The organism is Nocardia sp. CA-128927, assembly GCF_050955855.1.
Classification (GTDB): domain Bacteria; phylum Actinomycetota; class Actinomycetes; order Mycobacteriales; family Mycobacteriaceae; genus Nocardia.
On record NZ_CP192087.1, the window covers coordinates 1977447 to 1995145 of the forward strand.

Annotated in this window: 15 protein-coding genes; 8 read left to right on the top strand and 7 right to left on the bottom strand. The window is 64.4% G+C overall.

What is annotated here, in order from left to right; genetic code table 11:
* Positions 1-22: 22 nt before the first annotated feature.
* Entirely contained in the window at positions 23-1888 is a 1866-nt protein-coding gene (gene asnB, locus ACQPW1_RS09350) for an asparagine synthase (glutamine-hydrolyzing) (RefSeq protein WP_433662333.1), read from the bottom strand.
* A gap of 157 nt (positions 1889-2045) precedes the next feature.
* Between asnB and ACQPW1_RS09355 the strand changes: the two genes are divergently transcribed.
* Together ACQPW1_RS09355 and ACQPW1_RS09360 are read left to right on the top strand one after the other, a co-directional pair.
* Positions 2046-3257: a polyketide synthase gene (locus ACQPW1_RS09355; RefSeq protein WP_433662334.1), complete on the top strand. Its 1212-nt coding sequence runs from the start codon at positions 2046-2048 to the stop codon at positions 3255-3257.
* A gap of 123 nt (positions 3258-3380) precedes the next feature.
* Positions 3381-3629 carry a hypothetical protein gene (locus ACQPW1_RS09360; protein WP_433662335.1) on the top strand — a complete coding sequence of 83 codons (249 nt, stop codon included), beginning with the start codon at positions 3381-3383 and terminating at the stop codon, positions 3627-3629.
* 250 nt (positions 3630-3879) lie between these two features.
* On the opposite strand, the gene ACQPW1_RS09365 is transcribed toward ACQPW1_RS09360, so the two are convergent.
* Together ACQPW1_RS09365 and ACQPW1_RS09370 are read right to left on the bottom strand one after the other, a co-directional pair.
* The gene (locus ACQPW1_RS09365) at positions 3880-4185 is read right to left on the bottom strand and encodes a Ser-Thr-rich GPI-anchored membrane family protein (RefSeq protein ID WP_433662336.1); all 306 of its coding nucleotides are present in this window, start codon (positions 4183-4185) and stop codon (positions 3880-3882) included.
* Between the two features lie 276 nt (positions 4186-4461).
* Complete coding sequence (locus ACQPW1_RS09370) at positions 4462-4947, bottom strand: hypothetical protein (protein ID WP_433662337.1); 486 nt, start codon at positions 4945-4947, stop codon at positions 4462-4464.
* 286 nt (positions 4948-5233) lie between these two features.
* Here ACQPW1_RS09370 and ACQPW1_RS09375 point away from each other — a divergent pair, with 286 nt between their 5' ends.
* Positions 5234-6013, top strand: a complete 780-nt coding sequence (locus ACQPW1_RS09375) for a phosphodiesterase (RefSeq protein WP_433662338.1) — start codon at positions 5234-5236, stop codon at positions 6011-6013.
* Positions 6014-6180: 167 nt separating this feature from the next.
* Here the strand turns inward: ACQPW1_RS09375 and ACQPW1_RS09380 are convergent, their stop codons facing one another.
* Positions 6181-7149, bottom strand: a complete 969-nt coding sequence (locus ACQPW1_RS09380) for a MerR family transcriptional regulator (protein ID WP_433662339.1) — start codon at positions 7147-7149, stop codon at positions 6181-6183.
* Between the two features lie 871 nt (positions 7150-8020).
* A complete protein-coding gene (locus ACQPW1_RS09385; RefSeq protein WP_433654210.1) occupies positions 8021-9244 on the bottom strand; it encodes an IS110 family transposase in 1224 nt (407 codons plus the stop codon).
* A 280-nt stretch (positions 9245-9524) separates the two neighbouring features.
* Between ACQPW1_RS09385 and ltrA the strand changes: the two genes are divergently transcribed.
* Complete coding sequence (gene ltrA / locus ACQPW1_RS09390) at positions 9525-11303, top strand: group II intron reverse transcriptase/maturase (protein ID WP_433662340.1); 1779 nt, start codon at positions 9525-9527, stop codon at positions 11301-11303.
* 155 nt (positions 11304-11458) lie between these two features.
* Here ltrA and ACQPW1_RS09395 read toward each other — a convergent pair whose 3' ends face one another.
* Together ACQPW1_RS09395 and ACQPW1_RS09400 are read right to left on the bottom strand one after the other, a co-directional pair.
* A complete protein-coding gene (locus tag ACQPW1_RS09395; protein ID WP_433662341.1) occupies positions 11459-12094 on the bottom strand; it encodes an AAA family ATPase in 636 nt (211 codons plus the stop codon).
* Between the two features lie 298 nt (positions 12095-12392).
* A complete protein-coding gene (locus ACQPW1_RS09400; RefSeq protein ID WP_433662342.1) occupies positions 12393-13268 on the bottom strand; it encodes an MBL fold metallo-hydrolase in 876 nt (291 codons plus the stop codon).
* A gap of 130 nt (positions 13269-13398) precedes the next feature.
* Between ACQPW1_RS09400 and ACQPW1_RS09405 the strand changes: the two genes are divergently transcribed.
* The 4 genes from ACQPW1_RS09405 to ACQPW1_RS09420 all read left to right on the top strand — a co-directional run bounded on the left by ACQPW1_RS09405 (position 13399) and on the right by ACQPW1_RS09420 (position 17410).
* Entirely contained in the window at positions 13399-13824 is a 426-nt protein-coding gene (locus ACQPW1_RS09405) for a MarR family winged helix-turn-helix transcriptional regulator (protein WP_433662343.1), read from the top strand.
* A gap of 253 nt (positions 13825-14077) precedes the next feature.
* Positions 14078-15199, top strand: coding sequence for an erythromycin esterase family protein (locus tag ACQPW1_RS09410; RefSeq protein ID WP_433662344.1), 1122 nt, complete (start codon positions 14078-14080; stop codon positions 15197-15199).
* A gap of 767 nt (positions 15200-15966) precedes the next feature.
* Positions 15967-16725 (top strand): alpha/beta fold hydrolase, encoded by a 759-nt coding sequence (locus ACQPW1_RS09415; protein ID WP_433662345.1) that lies wholly within the window; start codon positions 15967-15969, stop codon positions 16723-16725.
* Positions 16726-16903: 178 nt separating this feature from the next.
* Positions 16904-17410: a hypothetical protein gene (locus ACQPW1_RS09420; protein ID WP_433662346.1), complete on the top strand. Its 507-nt coding sequence runs from the start codon at positions 16904-16906 to the stop codon at positions 17408-17410.
* Positions 17411-17699: the final 289 nt, after the last annotated feature.

The window sequence follows — 17699 nt, forward strand, 5'->3', positions numbered from 1 at the left end:
CGCAAGCGGAATCGAGCGGCTCCTACAGCATCGACGAACCGGTGGATTCCAGTGGTTGGCTGAGATGTGTGGGGGTCGCCAGGTGGCGGAGCCAGATGTCGAAGTTGAGGGTGAAGTCGATGCCGGAGCGGGTGGCTCGATCATCGAGCGGTCGTCGCAGGCGCTCGCGTAAGCGGTTGCGGTCGAGGTAGTCCCAGACCGGGGCCGCGGGTTGAGCGAGTAGGTCGGCGGCTTGTTCGCGCAGGGCGCGATCGTAAGCGGGGTCGTGGGTGATCGGGTAGGGAGCCTTCGTGCGGCCGCTGACGCTGGGCGGCAGCAATCCGGTGACAGCGGCGCGCAGCAGCGACTTCTCGCGGCCGTCGAAAGTCTGCTGGTGCCACGGGATGTTGAAGGCGTATTCGACCAGGCGGTGGTCGCAGAATGGCACCCGCACTTCCAGGCCGACGGCCATCGACAAGCGGTCCTTGCGGTCGAGCAGGTCCGGAAGCCAGCGTGTGTAATGCAGCCAGAAGATCTCGCGCATGCGGCGCGCGTCCGCGGATTCGCCGGGGAGCGCGGGTATTTCGGTGAGCGCTTGCTGGTAGTGGGCACATCGGTGTGCGGTGAGATCGAGTTCGGCGGTGACGTCGTCGCGCAGCAACGCTCGGTAGGCGCCGCTGCGGCCCGCGAAGTACCGCCACGGATAGTCGGGCCGCGTGGTCGCTTGCGGGTCGTGGAACCAGGAGTATCCGCCGAAGACTTCGTCGGCGCACTCACCCGATACCGCGACGGTGACATGTTCGCGCACTGCGGCGAACAACAGGTAGAGCGAGGTATCCATGTCGCCGGCGGCGGGGAGATCACGAGCGGCGACGACCGCGTTGCGCACCGCGGGGTCGGTGAGGGCGGTGGCGTCGAGCACGATATCGCGATGGTTGAAACCGCAGTGGGCAACCATATCGCGCACATAGGGTGCGTCGGGTGTGGAGCGGAGCGCGTCGGGGGTGAAATCGGTGGTGTTGCCGGCGAAGTCGACCGAGAAGGTCGCCAGGGCGGCGCCGGTCGGGCGCAGGGTGCGTTGGGCGAGCGCGGTGAGCGCGCTGGAATCCAAGCCGCCCGATAGCAGCGCGCCGAGGGGGACGTCGGCGCGCAGGTGGCTGGTGGTGATGCCGTCCAAAAGGTCGCTGACGGTGTCGATGGTGGTGGGCAGGTCGTCGGTGTGCGGGGCGGATTCCAGTTGCCAGTAACGGTGTTCGCGAACGCCTCGCGGGTCGATGATCAGGACGGTGCCGGGCCGCACCTCCTGGATGCCGTGGAGCAGGGTGCGGCCGGGAGTACGGACGCACGAGAGGAAGTCGCGCAGCCCGTCGGTGTCGATCGCCGGTGTCGGGCCCGGGGCGAGCAGGGCCTTGGGTTCGGAACCGAAACGCACACCGCTGCCGTGTATTTGGTAGCAGAGCGGTTTGATGCCGAGGCGGTCGCGGACCAGCAGCAGGCGACGGCTGGCGACATCCCAATAGGCGAAGGCGAACATGCCGTGTAGTCGGTGGACCGCGTCCAGGCCCCATTCGAGGCAGGCATGCAGTACGACCTCGGTGTCGGTTCGGGTGGTGAACTTGTGGCCTCGTAACTCCAGTGTGCCGCGCAGTTCGGCGTGGTTGAACACCTCGCCGGTGTAGGCCAGCGCCGCGAGCGTGCGGTCGGCATCGTCGGTGGCGATCATGGGCTGGTGACCGTGGTCCGGATCGAACACGGCGAGGCGGCGATGCGCCAGTACGACGTGGGAATCGGCCCAGGTGCCGTGCCCGTCGGGCCCGCGACGAGACACTGCCTGGGCCATGGCTGCCACAACTCGCTCACCGTCGCGCACCAGGCCGCAGGGATCCACCCAGCCTGCGATACCGCACATTTCGGACACCTTTTCTGTTGCGGGAGACGGAAATACGGTTCACGGCCGCGCCGACCAGCATCAGGTGTCCAACATTGCGATAGAGCTCGGCTATCTTACGAGCGATCTTGTGTGAACGATCACTCTGTCGATCACGTGTCGAGAAACGGATGGGTGCATGAGCCTCAGCGAACCGATCGCGATCGTCGGCATGGGCTGCCGATTTCCTGGCGCCACCGACCACCGACAGCTGTGGGAACTGCTGTGCGCGAGCGCAGACGCATTGGCCGGCGGCGAAGCACCGGACTGCACCGCCGATTTCGTGCCCGGCGATTTTCACCTCACCGACCGCGAGAACGCTGAACTCGATCCCCAGCACAAGGCGTTGCTGCTCACTGCTCGCGATGCGTTGCGCGATGCCGGGCTCGACAACAACCAGATCGCCGGGCAAGACATCGGGATCTTCATGGGGCAGAGCACCGCCGAGCACTGGGACACCCGCCCCCTCGACCGCCCCGTGGATATGTACGCCATCGCCGGGGCAGCTGCCCGCAGCATGGCCTCGGGGCGCATCGGTTACGCCTGGGACCTGCGCGGCCCATGCGCGACAGTGGATGCGGCCTGCTCGTCGGGGACGCTGGCGGTACATCTGGCCTGCCAGGCGCTGCGCACCGGTGAATGCGACACCGCGCTCGCGGGCGGGGTCAGTCTGGTCCTGGGCACCGATCACACCGATGGATACGCCGCGGCCGGCATGCTGTCCCGCACGGGCCGTTGCCGTTTCGGCAGCGAGGAGGCCGACGGATTCGTGCGCAGTGACGGCGCCGCGGTCCTCGTCCTGAAAACCCTCACCCACGCCCGCCGCGACGGTGACCAGATCCACGCGCTCATCCACGGCAGCGCCCAAGCGAGCAAAGGCCGCACCGCCAAGGCAGTGATCGCGCCCTCGGTCGAGGGCTACCTCCAGGTCATCGAACGTGCCTGCGCCACAGCCGGTCTGACTCCCGATCTACTCGGCTACATCGAGGCGCACGGCAACGCCGCCCCGTCCGGTGACCACCTCGAACTGCAAGCCATCGGCACCGCGATCGGCCGCCACCGCCCCGCCACACAACCGTGCCTGGTCGGATCGATCAAATCCAACATCGGCCACCCCGAAGCCGCCGGTGGACTGGCCGGATTGATGAAAACCGCACTCGCACTGCAGCATCGCCACATTCCCGCGACCCTGCACTGCGACCACCCCACCTCCGCAGTGGACTGGCCGGGCCTGGGCATCGCTGCAGTCCGCACCGGCACCGACTGGCCCTACTCCGGCCCGCCTTACGCCGGAGTCAACACCTACGGCTTGTCCGGCACCTTCGTCCACCTCGTACTCGGTGCCGCCTAGCCCAGCCACGCAACAAATTGTGGCCGCGCCTGGCTTCCGGCAATCGCCTACGTGGGAGGTGCCCAGACCGGTATTGTTTGAATCGCTAACCGCCAGTTCCCTTTTCGCGCGGGAGGACGTCCGATGGCTGAGCAACTGACGTATGAGCAGGTCCAGGAACGGGTGCACCGCGTTCTGGCCGACGAATTCCAGGTGAAGGCGTCCGAGATCGACGACGAATCGTCGCTGTTCCCCTACGTGAGCAATAAGGGCGGCATCCAGGCGTTCACGGGTGCCATCGCAAAAGAGTTCGGTAGGGCTGTGCTGTTCGAGGGTTCGTCCATCACCGTCGATCAGGTGATCTCGAAGGTCCGGTCCGCGCTCGAGGCGTAGAGGCCCCCGACTGTAATGGAACATGAAGTGCCCCACCTGGGTAAACCCAGGTGGGGCACTTTTTGTTCAAGGGTCACGCTGAACGCACTCTCATCGGCGTAGGACATTCTGGCCGCGTTTATCGAGGCTGACTTCAGTCAGTACGAGTGAGCGAGCGGTAATGCCGCATGGCGCGCGTTCTAATCGACCGAGCGGGCGGGCTTCATGCAGCGATGTCCTCCGACTCAGAAGCACTCGGGGACACCGGCTCCTAGGTAACTGAGAAGCGGGGGCTGTACACCGGCTCTTCGACACCGTTGTCGACGACAGCGCGAACTACGTAGGACTCAGCGGGAGGCCACGTCGGTAAGACATCGACTTTCAGGGAGCCCTGATCGGTTCGAACTCCAGCTGCAAGATCGCACACAGGCAGCACATTGTCGGGGTCAGTGGCATCGCAGAGGGTGACTTCCATCGTGCCGCCAGCGGAGGTTCCCGTCGCCTTCCAGATAACTCGGCCGGATCCGCCCCGAGTCCAGATTGTTCCGAAAACTGGAAAAACGATCGTCAAAGACATTGTCACTCCGCCTGTTCGCACAATACGCCGCTGACCAGTTGATGCGTCTCAGGATGACGCACCGCGCGCACGCTCGCTGGAAATTGCCGCACCAGAGTGAGGACATGATGTCGGCGTTCAGATGTCCGGTATTGCCGCGGCCCGCACGGCCGGTCGGCCGCAATCGGCAGGCCCCAGTCGATCTCGCGAACGTCCGGATCTGCCGAGGAGCGGGCGTTCGCGTCCTGCGATCGGATCGCTCGCGGCAAGTCGGCGTTCTGTGCGGGCGACGGGATCTCAAGTGGGTGTCGGCGGCGGGCTTCCCCACCACTGGATGCCGTTTTCATCAATTCGGAGGCGATCCGCCACCGTGCCAAGCGGTTCGCCGATATCGAAGTCGGCGACGTCGCGGCCGTAACGCACCGGGTCCGGCGCGCTGGTCAACTCCGGGGAGTACATGCTGGAGAACGTGTTGTCGCGAGGGTTGTAGGTGGAGCTTCGCAACGCCAGGCGGCCATCGAAGTACTGAGATCGGTAGACAACCACGAAGGTCCATTCGTCCTCGACCCGGGCGTCCTCGACAGTGATGAGCCGCGCGTCTGTGGCGTTGCTGGTCATCAGCCATTGCAGACATGCGGACACTGCGATTTCGGACCATCGGGGCGAAACGATCGCCGCGAACTCCTCTCCGAGGCGCAGATGTTCAGCGGTGATCTCTCGGGGCTCGGGCTGATAGTCCGGATGCGTCCGGGGTCGACGCCGCGGTTCGGGCTCAGTGTCCATCCCGATCATTTTGTGCCAGAGCAGTGGCGCTCATGCCGCGACCCGCCGATCGCCGTGCCGTGCCTTGCCACTGTGTCCGGACGGACCAGATCCGTTGCTGCTCAGAACGTCCGGTACTAGCCGAATACCGTGCATCGGTGACCTGCGGTGGCGGGTTGCGGTCACCACCGCCCCGGCCACTCGCTACGGTGAGTGAAAGTCGAAGTGCTTCTGGCGCAGAGCAATTACGCATGGCTGGCACAGCGCTCGTCCGCACTCGGCTCAGGGACGAACACTGGAGCGAGTGATGCTGCTAGCGCATTTGAGCGACCCGCACCTGCGGGCCGATGCACTCTCCGCGGCACCCGTTGCTGCTTTGCATTTGGCACTGGGGCGAATCCTGGCGTTGGATCCGCGCCCGGACTGTGTCGTCATCACCGGAGACTTGATCGAGTACGGGCATCGTGCAGCGTACGCACAACTGCTGGAACTGATCGAGAGGTTCCCCTTACCCCTGCACCTGGTGGTCGGAAACCACGACGATCCGGTTGTGATGCGCGAAGTGTTCTCTGGGACAGGGTTTCTCGGAGAGGCAGATGAGACTCGCTACGTCGTCGACCACGAGTCGTTCGTGGTGGTCACGCTGGACTCGTGGAGCTCTGACGGGCCGGGTGGACGGTTGGGTGAGGAGCAGTTGAGGTGGCTGGATCAAGTACTGACGGCCCGGCGCGGTGTACCGGTGTTCGTGTGCCTGCATCACCCGCCGGTCGCGGTGGGTATCCCGTTTCTGGACGGGATGCGATTGGCGGACGGAGCCGAGCTGAGTGAGGTCATCTTGCGGCATCGTAATGTCGTCAGAGTGCTCACCGGGCATGTCCATCGCGTGATCACGGTGCCGTTCGCGGGGACTTTGGTTTCGGTGGCACCGAGCACGTTTCGGCAGACGTCGCTGACATTGCGGGCAGATCGGCAGATCGGGTATCTGGCCGAACCGACCGGGCTGTTGTTGCATGTCAGCACTGACGACGGTGTTGCGACGCATACCGTACCGATCAGCGATGCGGGTGCATTGATCGGCGCGTTCTGAGCATCACGAGGCTTAGAGGCAGGGCAGGAATCAGCCGACGCGGTCGCGCCCGGCAGTCCCATCAATCGAACGTCTTTCTATGCCGCGGAGCGCGCGTTCTGAGCGGTCGGTGGCAGCCTCGAACCGGTCGGCCACCAACGCTTCTGGAACGTCCGGATCTGCCGATTTCAGTGTGCTTGCTCGTTGTGCCGCTGCTGGGCTGCGGGTGCGTCGGCAACGTCGGTGGAGCGGGCCAGTGCGTCGTAGATCCAGTTATGGGCTGGCCCCACGGTGATGCGGGTTCCTAGCAGCTGCCCTGTAAGGGCCCAGTAACGATGAATCCGATGGTCGGTGTCGGTTGCGTCGATCAGCAAATACTGGCGGAATCGGAGAGAATCACGTTCGCCTCGTGCGCGGGCATGGGCGTTGACGAATCGGTCGAGTTCGCGGCCGGCGTGCGGCCGTACGCCAGCCGATAACAGTGGCACCACGTCCGTCAATAGGTCGCCTACACCGATGTACAGTCCTCGACGGTCGCGGATCATTTCCGGCTGGCTGCGCCAGTATTGCTGTCGCACAGTGCTGCTCATGCCAGGGTCGACGATGAGAGCGGCCAGCTCGGCATACGCGACAACTTCGTCGACGGACGGATCAGCGGGTGGCTCCGGGACGTTCCAGTACAACCACATGTCGAGGTCGGACCGAGGTACCGGCGCAAGTATGCGCCGCCAGAACTGGACAAGGCAATCGTGTGCCGCACCACCGTCTTGTGCGGCGGCCAGCAACGCGAGCCGCTCGGCCCGCTGCGTCGGGGTAGCCGACTCGACGGCTCGCAGTGATGCACGCCGCCATGCCAGCGACCTGAATTCGATATCGAGTCGCGCGCTTTCGGCGGCGATGGCCTCGGCGATGGACCGTCCTCCGTGCAGTACATCGGTGATCGAGCTCAGCCCGAGACCGAGCGCGCGCAACCGCCGGACCAGCAGCAGTCGTTCGGTGGCGCTGTCGGCATCGAACATCCGATGCCCGCCCGCGCTGCGGCGGGATTCCAGAATGCCCTCGTCGCAATAGAACCGGATTGTTCGCACCGCAAGCCCCGTGCTGCGCGCCAACTCCCCGATGCTCACCAACGCGCTCGCTCGTATGTCGTCTGTCACAACCTGTTGAACCTCACCCCGATGGAGCTTTTAGCGTACTGGCACTGCCGTTCGCCCCCCACACGGAGGAACCAGTCACCCCCAGTCAGTGGCTGCACAACCACCACACCACACCACGGCCGCCACGAAGGACAGGGACGATCCAAAGACGCTCACATACATCCGCACGTGCCGCATGCCGCGCGTTGGTCAGTGGTCCAAAATGGTTGGCTGGCACAGCTTCTCGACGTCCGGTAGTGCCGTTGCGACACGAGGTCACACGATGCGAGTGAACTCGCAGATAGGAGGGCCGAACTTGGTTTCGGCTGTGTGAGTTCCGGGTGCGTGCTCGATGCCCGGCCCCGCTCTGACGTGCGTTGCTGGTAACGGCAGGGTGCGAAGCTCAGAGGAACGCCGAAGGGTCTCCGTTCCATCCGGGGGCCACGGGCCAGGGGCAGGCCGGACGGGTGAATTGCGTGAACCTTCGTTGATGTCTCGTAAAGCGGGCCCTGTCGATGGATGAAGTGTTGGCAGGGGGTAGGGGCTGGCCGTTGGGAAGCGGCAGGCGCCGGTCGGGGACGGCACTCGACCGGGAGAGCACCGCCGTCCCCGGGATATAGGAGGCACCCTCCCCGGTCGTATCTCGCGCGTGTGGAACGTGGTAACCCCGACGGGGTCCGGGCATCGAATGTTGGTGTCGGGTAGGCCGACTGTGAGGAAAGCTGAACTCCCCGAGCGGGATCGGGATGGCCCGAGAAGCGAATGCCGGTGGCCGAAAGGCAACGGGAAACCACGACGGTAGTTACTGGCCCCTCCGCTGGTGCGTGGTGGATAACCGGCCGGATACCGGACCATGTGTCCGGACTCGAAAGACATCCCAGGAGCTTGAATGTCAAGCAGCGGACTGCTGAGCTGGGTCGGGCCAGGCTGTGGTCTCGTTGTAGAGGGTTCCGGTTTTGAGGCAGCCGTGCAGGATCCCGACGAGTCGGTTGGCGAGCTGGCGTAGCGCGGCGTAGTGACCGACACCGCGGGCTCGCTGACGGTCGTAGTAGTCGCGGGCGCCCCGGGACCACATCAGCGCGGATTGCGCCTGGGTGGTGAGGGCGTCGATGAGCCGGTCGTTGTGTACGAACCGGGCCAGGGCGACCTTCTTCTTGCCCGACGCGCGGGTGATCGGGGAGGTGCCCGCGTAGTTCTTGCGGGCTTTGGCGCTGCGGTAGCGGTCGGGGTCGTCACCGAACTCTGCGAGCACCCGGGCACCGAGGACCTGTCCCAAACCGGGCTGGGACGCGATGATCTCAGCGGCCGGGTGCTGCCCAAAATGCGCCTCGACCTGCCCCTGCAACGTCTTGATCTGGGTGTTGAGGACAGTCAGGACCGCCAGCAGCGCCTGGACCGAGGCTGCGTAGGCCTGCGCCACGACCTCGGGCTGGCCGAGCTGCTCGCTGCGCAGTGCGGCCGCAATAGCGGTGGCTTTGTCGGCGACGTTGCGGCGGCGCGCCCGCTTCAACGCGGCACTGATCTGGGGGATCGTGAGCCGGGCCGCCGCAGCTGGGGTGGGTGCTTTGGCGAGCAGTTCCAGGGTGTCGGCGGCGTCGAGGTCGTCGAACGCGGCCAGCGCGGCGGGGAAGTAGTCACGCAGAGCGTGACGCAACCGCTGGGTGTGGCGAGTTCGGTCCCAGATCATCGTCTTGTGAGCACGGGCCACCACCTTCACGGCCTCGGCTCGCGCGGAATCCCCAGCGACAGGTCGCAATTCGTGGGAATGGGTGCGGACCATATCCGCCAGCACGTGAGCGTCACCAGCGTCGCTTTTGGCACCCGAGACTCCCAGCCGGTCCCGAAACCTGGCCGCCTGCAATGGATTCACCGCCAGTACCGTGTATCCGGCGGCGACCAGCGCCCCGACCCAGGGACCGCGGTCGGTCTCGATCCCGACCAGGACCTCGACCTCGTCGGCGTCGTCGACCAGGCCGCCGAGGATCGCGTGCAGTCTCGCCATTCCGGCGACGCCCTCGGGCACGCGCGTTTTGGCCAGGCGGCGCCCGGCGGTGTCCATCACCTCCACGTCGTGGTGGTCTTCAGCCCAGTCATCTCCTACGAACAGTCGCAACAATCCTCCAATTGCTAATGCCGATCACCGTCGAGCAGCCAGCAGGAGAACCATCAGCGACCTAATCAAGCAGTGCTCACGCCCATTCGGGCGGGCACGACATCCCAGCAGCGATCAACTCTCCCGGCCTACCGGCAGGGGCACGGTCTTTCTCCAGGACTCGAAGTCCAGGGTGCGAAAGTGCTCACCTACCGGCCGGCTACTACCAGGAGTGTGCCGGATAGCTCACTCCCAGAACTGATTAGGGTGCTGACGCGGGCCAGGTGAGCCTGTGAGGTATTGGTTGACAACGACACTGGAACCGACGGACAAGTTGGATACCGGATCGGCGCGAGCTGTGATGGTGAACGGACCGGAGGACGGCGAATTCGATTGGGCCGCGCTGGATTGGCGGGCCGTCGAGAACAACGTACGGCGTTTGCGGCAACGGATCTTCACGGCGACGCAGGCAGGGAACTGGAAACGGGTCCGCAACCTGCAAAAGCTGATGCTCCGCTCGCGCGCGAACACGCTGATCAGCGTGCGGCGGGTGACGGAGATCAATGCCGGTCGCAAGACCCCGGGCATCGACGGGCAGGTCATCTCGACCGGCCCGGAGAAGGTGGAACTGACGCGGTGGGTTCACCGCCAAGTGAAACCGTGGACGGCCCGGCCGGTCAAGCGGGTGTATATCCCCAAGGCCAACGGGAAGCGGCGGGCACTGGGCATTCCGGTGATCGTGGATCGGGTGCTGCAAGCGCGGGTGGTCAACGCGCTGGAACCGGAGTGGGAGGCCCGATTCGAACCGAGATCCTATGGATTTCGGCCGGGTCGCGGCTGCCACGACGCGATCGAGGCCATCTTCCAGGTGGCCAAGGGCACCAACCCGGGACGCCAGTGGGTGCTCGACGCCGACCTGAGGGCGGCGTTCGACCGCATCGACCACGACAGCCTGCTCGATCAGATCGGCGGATTCCCTGCCAGCAGGAGTATTCGGCGATGGCTCAGGGCCGGAGTGGTCGACAACGGGCAGTTCACTGCCACCGAGGCGGGAACACCGCAAGGTGGGGTGGTCAGCCCCGTGCTGCTGAACGTGGCCCTGCACGGAATGGAGCAGGCCGCCGGAGTCCGATATGCGCGTGTCGATGCTAATTCATTGGTGGCGCAACGGAATTCCCCGGTGCTGATCAGATATGCCGACGACCTGGTCGCCCTCTGTCACTCCAGGCAGCAGGCCGAACAGATCAAAGCACAGCTTGCCGCATGGCTGAATCCACGGGGACTGGCCTTCAACGAGGACAAGACACGCATCGCCCACCTCGACGAGGGCTTCGATTTCCTCGGGTTCAACGTCCGCCGCTATCGCGGCACGCTGCTGATCAAACCGAGCAAAGCGGCACTGAGACGGATCCGGGAACGGCTGCGCACCGAAATATGGTCCCTGCGGGGATCCAATGCGGCCGCAGTGATTTCACGGCTCAACCCCATCATCGGGGGCTGGGCCGCCTATTACCGGAGCGTGGTATCCAGTGAGGAATTCAACGATCTGGATCACTACCTGTGGAAGCTCATCTACAAATGGGCCAAACACAGCCACCCGAACAAGCCGACGCGGTGGATCGTTCGCCGCTACTTCGGTGCGTTCAACACATCCCGGCGAGATCGGTGGGTGTTCGGTGACCGCGTCAGCGGCGCTTACCTGCTGAAATTCGCCTGGACCAGGATTGTCCGGCACCAGATGGTCAAGGGCACCGCATCGGTCGATGATCCCGCCCTAACCGACTACTGGAAAACCCGGCGGCGCAAAGGAATACGGCTTCCCATCGACAGCACCCGACTGCGGCTGCTCCAAACGCAGCACGGTCGCTGCCCGCGATGCGGTGAGTTGCTCCTGCACGCCGAGCATCCGCCACAAACCCCGGCCGAATGGGAACAGTGGCTGGCGGCTACCCGCAAGGCAATCACCAACAACGCCATCACCTTACGGGACCGGGCACCGGACCAATCCGAACTCCGTCTCATCCACACACGCTGCCACCCCCGGCAGCCCGGCACACCATCAGCCCGCCAAGGGCTTGCTTGAGCCGGATGCATGGAAATCGTGCACGTCCGGTTCTGAGGGGGGCCGGGCGCAGTAATGCGCTCGGCCTACCCGGCATGTGCGTGTGTGCTGGCATGGTCAACCCGCACCCAGGGCGTAAGCGCATGGGGATGGTTCGCTTCCAGCGGGACCGGTATTCACAAACGGGCGTGGCGGACTGTGACAGCCATCCGGCGCAGCCTGCCTTGCAGCAGACTGTCGTTGTTGGGTGCCAGCATCACACCGACGGTGTCGGCGATACGGTCGGCTACCGCCGCCACCGTGGTGGTGTCGGTCCGAATATGTTCGGCGAACTCGGGTTTGCTCAGCTGCTCGAGGCAATAGTCGAGCTTGTCCACGGCGAACTGCTCTCGCCGAAGCAGTAGATCGCCTTGACCGATACAGCGCAGGACAGGCGCGAGACCGAGTCCACGATCACTGAGACGATTCAGCACCGTTTCCCGGTCGGCGAGCAACGCGAAATGGCGAACTTTGTGCCCAGCCTCGCGCAGCCGCCCTACTGTCTCGGCGAAGTATCGAGGCTCGACCACTGTCATCGGTGCGATCACGACCCCGTCGTGCTCAGCAAGCACATGATCGAGGACCTCGAACACCCCTTGCCGCCAGCTGGGGTAGCTCTGGAAATCGGCACGCAGATCCGACGGCATCATCCGATGCAGACCGAACCCCACCTGTTCGGGATCGCATATGACGCTTCCGGGAAGCCGCCGATGCAGCTCGTGCGCGGTCTGGGTCTTTCCTCCGCCGAAGGGCCCGTTGATCCAAAGCAGCATGGCCACAACCCTATCGACGGATCCCCGGACCGCCCGACGTACCGCCGTCCCGGATATCGACCCGCACGCCACACCGAGACGCGTAACGTCTTTCTATGCCGATTACGTTGTGTTCGAACAAGGGCCGCTGGGTAGTCGCAGCTCCCCGCCGCACCTGGTCTCGTTGACGGCTCTGCCCAAAGTGATCTACGGGTGGAGCCGTCGTCGTTGAAACGTCCACTTGTGGCGCGGACCGCGTGGCCCGAAGCGGCGGATGCTAGGGAACGACTTGCGGGTGGCTCGGCATCCAAGCGATGGATCAAATGTGCAGGGGTCGCCACGCTGGTCCGGAGCCGTCGCGGCTGACGCGGCCGAAAACGGCGTCGGCGAAGTGGATGCCGAATCCGATTGTGCCGGGCTCTTCCAGCTCGGCGAGGAGACGGTGGCGATGTTCGGCCGCGCGGACCGGGTCGTGGTCGTATATGCACGACCACTCAGGGTGATCGGCCTGGATAGGTGAATGCAGAGCATCGCCGAAAGCGATCACTCGTTGTCCCCCGGAGGAAATACGGTATTCAGCGTGGCCGGGTGTGTGACCGGCGGTGATCCGGATCCGCACGCCGGGGAAGACCTCTTCGCCGTCGGTCACGGTACGCAGGCGCGATGCGAATGCGGTTGCGATCTCGATGTCCGTTGGCCCGCGGCTATCCCATTCCGGTTCGGCCACAAGGTAGTTGGCGTGGGCGAAAGCGGGCCGATCACTGTCCGGAGCGAGATGACAGGCCCAGCCAACGTGATCAGAGTGCAGGTGGGTGAAGGCAACGGCCTCGATATGTTCGGGTCTGCGCCCGAGCACGGCCAGGTTGTCCAGCAGTGCACCGCTGCGGATGGCGCCGTTCGGACTTCCCGGCTCGGCAGGCAGCGACTGCGGACCGAATCCTGCGTCGATCAACAATGCTCGGTCGCCGTTCTCGACCAGTAGCCCGCCGATGCTGGCGACGAGGTAGCCGGAGTCGTCGAGGTATCGCTGGTGTGCGTCCCACATCGCGTCGGTGGCGTCCGGCAGCCAGCTGCGAGGCCTGCCCTGTATGGCGCCATCCGGGACGAACGACACTTTCGTGTCACCCAGGTGGATCGATCGAATCTGCCCAGGCCGCCGCAGCCGCTCGGCCTGGTCGATCGCAAAGTTCGCCATGGTGGATCTCCACTTCAGTGTCGGGCTGTCGGTCGCATCCGGCGGAACCGCCACCGCAACGATAAGCATCAAGCTATAATTATTCAAGCTATAAATAGTATGACTTGATGGATTTGCTAGGCTTGCACGCATGCCTACTCCGGAGCCCCAGTCAAGCGCCGAGCGCGAACTATGCGGCCTGGTGAACGGACTTGCACAGCAGATAGCCGACCATGTCCGCGAGCGCGCAATCACGCTGGGACTCACCACTGCTCAGGCGACCGCTTTGCGCGAGATGACCGGCGCGATGACTATGCGCGAACTCGCCGAACGCATGAGCTGCGAGCCATCCAACGCCACCTTCATCGTCGACAAACTCGAGAAACAGGGACTCATCGAACGTCGGGCGCACCCGACCGACCGGCGCGCTAAACACCTCATCCTCACCCCCACCGGCTGCGCGTTGCGTGAGCAGCTACTTCAACTCCTCGTCCAGGGCTCACCCCTGGCCGCACTCGCTCCGGAGCAACAGCGCACTCTTCAAAGCCTGCTCGAACAAGCCATCCTTCGGCCCTGAATGATGCGTAGCGAGAGACAGCCGATGATGAGCCGGACCGGGCATCCGTCAGCGGCACCCGGCCTCGACCGACCCGCATGCCGACATTGCTTCCGAGTGGCCGACGAACGTCCTCATCTGCCGCTGCCCGCGCGGTCCTGGGCCTCCTCACGGCCTAGCCCGTTCAAAGCACGGTTTTGAGACTTCAGGGGACGCTCTGTGGTTCGGGAACGACAAACTCTCAACAGACCCTTCAACGATACGATCAAGACGCATGAGCCAAGACATTCGAGACTTCGTCCCAGCGTCATGTCGCCTGCTGGCGTTCGGTGAACCGACGCATCAGGAACCTGCTTTCGGGCAAGTCCGCAACGAATTGTTCGCTCGGTTGGTCGAATGCGGTTTCCGATCGATCGCACTCGAGACCGACCGCGTGGCCGCACTCGCCGTGAACGAGTTCGTCCAGAACGGAACCGGCACCCTCGACGAAGTGATGGATGGGGGCTTCTCCCACGGCTTCGGAAACCTCGACGCCAACCGGCAACTGGTCGCCTGGATGCGCGACTACAACACGAATGAGACCGCAGAGCAGCGGCTGTCCTTCCACGGATTCGATACACCTATCGAGATGGCGAGTGCGCCGAGTCCGCGGTGCTATCTCGAATTTGCCCGGGACTACCTGCAGCTCGACATCGATCTCGCAGATCTCATCGGTGACGACGAGCAATGGAGCCGCGCCGAGGCGATCATGGATCCCGCTGCCTCGATCGGCGCCACGGTCGCGGCCGAGCGGCTGCGGGTGATCGCGGACGACATGCTCACTGTGCTCTACGCCCGTGCGCCGGAACTCATCGCGGCCACCACACGCGCCGAATGGGTCTCTGCCCAAACGCATCTCGCCGCAGGCCTCGGCCTGCTGCGCTATCACAAGCAGTCCGCCGACCGGCAACTCGACGAACCCGCACGAATATCGCGGATGCTCGCCGTCCGGGACGCCGTCATGGCCCAGAACCTGCTCGACATCCACCAAGCCGAAACACCACGGGGAGCCACCTTCATCTTCGCCCAGAATCGGCACCTGCAACGAAACCCGAGCAACTGGACTCTCGCCGGCATGGATCTCACCTGGTTCAGTGCGGGCGCGATCGTGGGTTCCCTGCTCGGGAATCGGTATCGGTTCATCGCCGGAAGCCTCGGCCGCGGCCAGGTTCTCGGCCTCCCCGATCCTGACCCGGACACCTACGAAGGAATCCTGAGCAGCCACATCGCGACCTGGGGTCTGGCGATGCCCGCCGCACTCGGACCCGCCCGCACACGCACCGACACCAACCACGACTACTTTCCCCTCGACCAGGCAACCCTCGCCGACGCCGACACGGTCCTGCACATCACCTGACAACCGAACCCCTCAGCCGCCACCAACACGCACGAGAACGACGATCGCGACGATCCCTCGCCAGTGCCAACATCCGCTCATCAGCGTAGGTCGTTCCACATCAAGAGGCTCCCAACATCTCTGGCGACGGTGCCGTCATAGTCAGCGCACGGCCGGGGCCAGCCAGACCCCAAAAGTTCGTGCTCGACGAGCCGGGTGACTCGGGCCAGAAGCTCAATCTGGTTCATAACAGACGTCCTTTCGGCGGGGCGATGAATGGGGTTGGTGACGCGGAGTTGGCCGGCGATGCCCACAGAACGGCGGCGTCGATCGAGTCGTGGACACGGAAGGACTGATACGCGGAGTACGCTGGTGAGCGGGAATCAGTTGACGGGTCGATCCAGGAGCCCGTCATGCCGACACCAAATTCGCATACGTCCCCGCGATCGCGGCGCCACACGGTTATCCACCACCAGCCCGCGCGCAATCATGAACGGGCACAACGCCGTTGGGTGCGAACACGTCCGGACAAGGAAGCAGGCTTCCGCTGGTGTGGAAGCCTGCCGATCATCACTGTGCTGATGGCCACGGCAGTCATAGGCGCGTCGAACCCGACCGCCCACGCAGACACCGAACGGCACTGTCAGACAGTGTCTTTCAGTGTGCTGGGCGGAACCATCGCCGGATCGTTATGCCTACCGGCTGGCGACGTGCGGGCGGTCATGGTCCTGACATCGGGCTCTGCGGCCGCAAACGCTGTGTAGTGGGACTTTCCGTACAAACCTGAGGTGTACTCGTTCGCCCGTGCAATGAACGCTGCGGGCTACGCGACGCTGGCTCTGGATCGCCCGGGAAACGGACAGTCCTCGACGCCGCCAGTCTGGACGGTCACCGCCTCTGGCGATGCGTCAGGAGTCCACACCGCAGTGCAAGCGCTCCGGCGCGGCATACCGGATGTCGACCCATTCGAGACGGTCATCCTCGGGGGCAACGCACTCGGCTCCGGGGTTAGCGTGCTCGAGGCTGCTAACTATCACGATGTGGACGGGCTACTCACCGGATACTCACACTCGATCGACCCGCTCGTCGCACTCGACTCGGCCAAAACGTCTCGCCACGCCCCAGACGATCCTGCGTTCAGGGGATCCGAGCCTGGCTGGCTGACTCTGGCGTTCAACACTCCTGAAGCGGCTCGCAACTACTTTGGTCCTCACGATGGCCCCGAAGTGATCGAGACCTCCGAGAGGACCAAAGACCGGTTCTCGCTGACCGAGTGGCCCGACGGACTCGTCGCCACGCTGCCCGGCGCCACCTCCCACATCATCGTGCCGGTACTGCTGGCAGCAGGCAGCCAAGATCGGCTGGGCTGCGGTGCGATATGCCGCGACGCAGCCACCCTCTATGCCGCCGAATCCCAGTTCTACAGCCCTGCCGCCCAGCTGCGCACCTACGTCCTCGAAGACGGCGGGGACATGATCAATCTCTCCCCGGGCGCCCCCGAATATCAAGCGGCCGTACGGGACTGGATGGATTCCATCAACAACTGACAAGCCCATCGCAGGTCGCGCCGGCCCCGAGTTCATTGATCCCAGGAATGGTCGGCGGCGTGGATGTCGGTACGCTGGTGGACGGGAGAATCAGGTGGATGGGTCGATGAGGAGACCCGTCATGCCGAATCCAGGATCGAAACCGAAACCGTCACCGCGTCCGCCCCGCCACCGTGAAGTGTCCGAACGCCTGGAACGAAACCGTGAACGGGTGGAAAAACGCCGGGCGCGGGCTCGGCAACGCGAAAAGGCGATCACGGCGGCGGTGAAGCGATACGTCGCAGTCTGGGTCGCCATCGATGAGTGCGAGAGTAAGCGCGATCGCGACCTCGAGAGCTACCGGCAGCAGATGCAGCAGCTGAAAATCGGCGCTGAGGAGGAACTGGCCGGATACCGCGGCGAGCAGGCCGCCGCCGCAGTCGCTCTCCGCGAGGAAGGCCAAAGCGACGACGATGTTGCCGAACTGCTGGAAATCACACCACGGCAGGCACGGCAACTGATCTCCGCTGCCCGGAGCGCTGCTCACGAGAGTGGCCCCTCTGGCGGCAGTGGCAAGGCCACACCAGAAGTCAAATCCCCTGAGCCGCACGAGCGCCGACCCATCTGCCCGATCAAGCAGCGACACCGAGCCGACGCCAGGAAAGTCAGCAACTCGCTGAACCAGAATCAAGAGACCAGCGCGTGAGCCCCGGCGATTCGCTGGCCGCTGGAGAGGCCGGTTACGCATTCACATAGTCTCCGGCGTCCCAGACGAACCAGCGAAAATGCTCGGGTATGAAGGCTTGCCGAGCTGGGATGTTCGGTGCCGGGGACAACGGCCAGAACACCACGCCACACCGATGGCAATAGAACCCCGAGCTCCACACCGTGTGGGCTGCCCGGCGTCCCCGTGAGATGCGGTTATTGAAGCGAGTCCTGCCGATTGCGAGGCAGAACGCTAAGGCCGACGGCATAGCCAACCCGCCAAGGAAGAA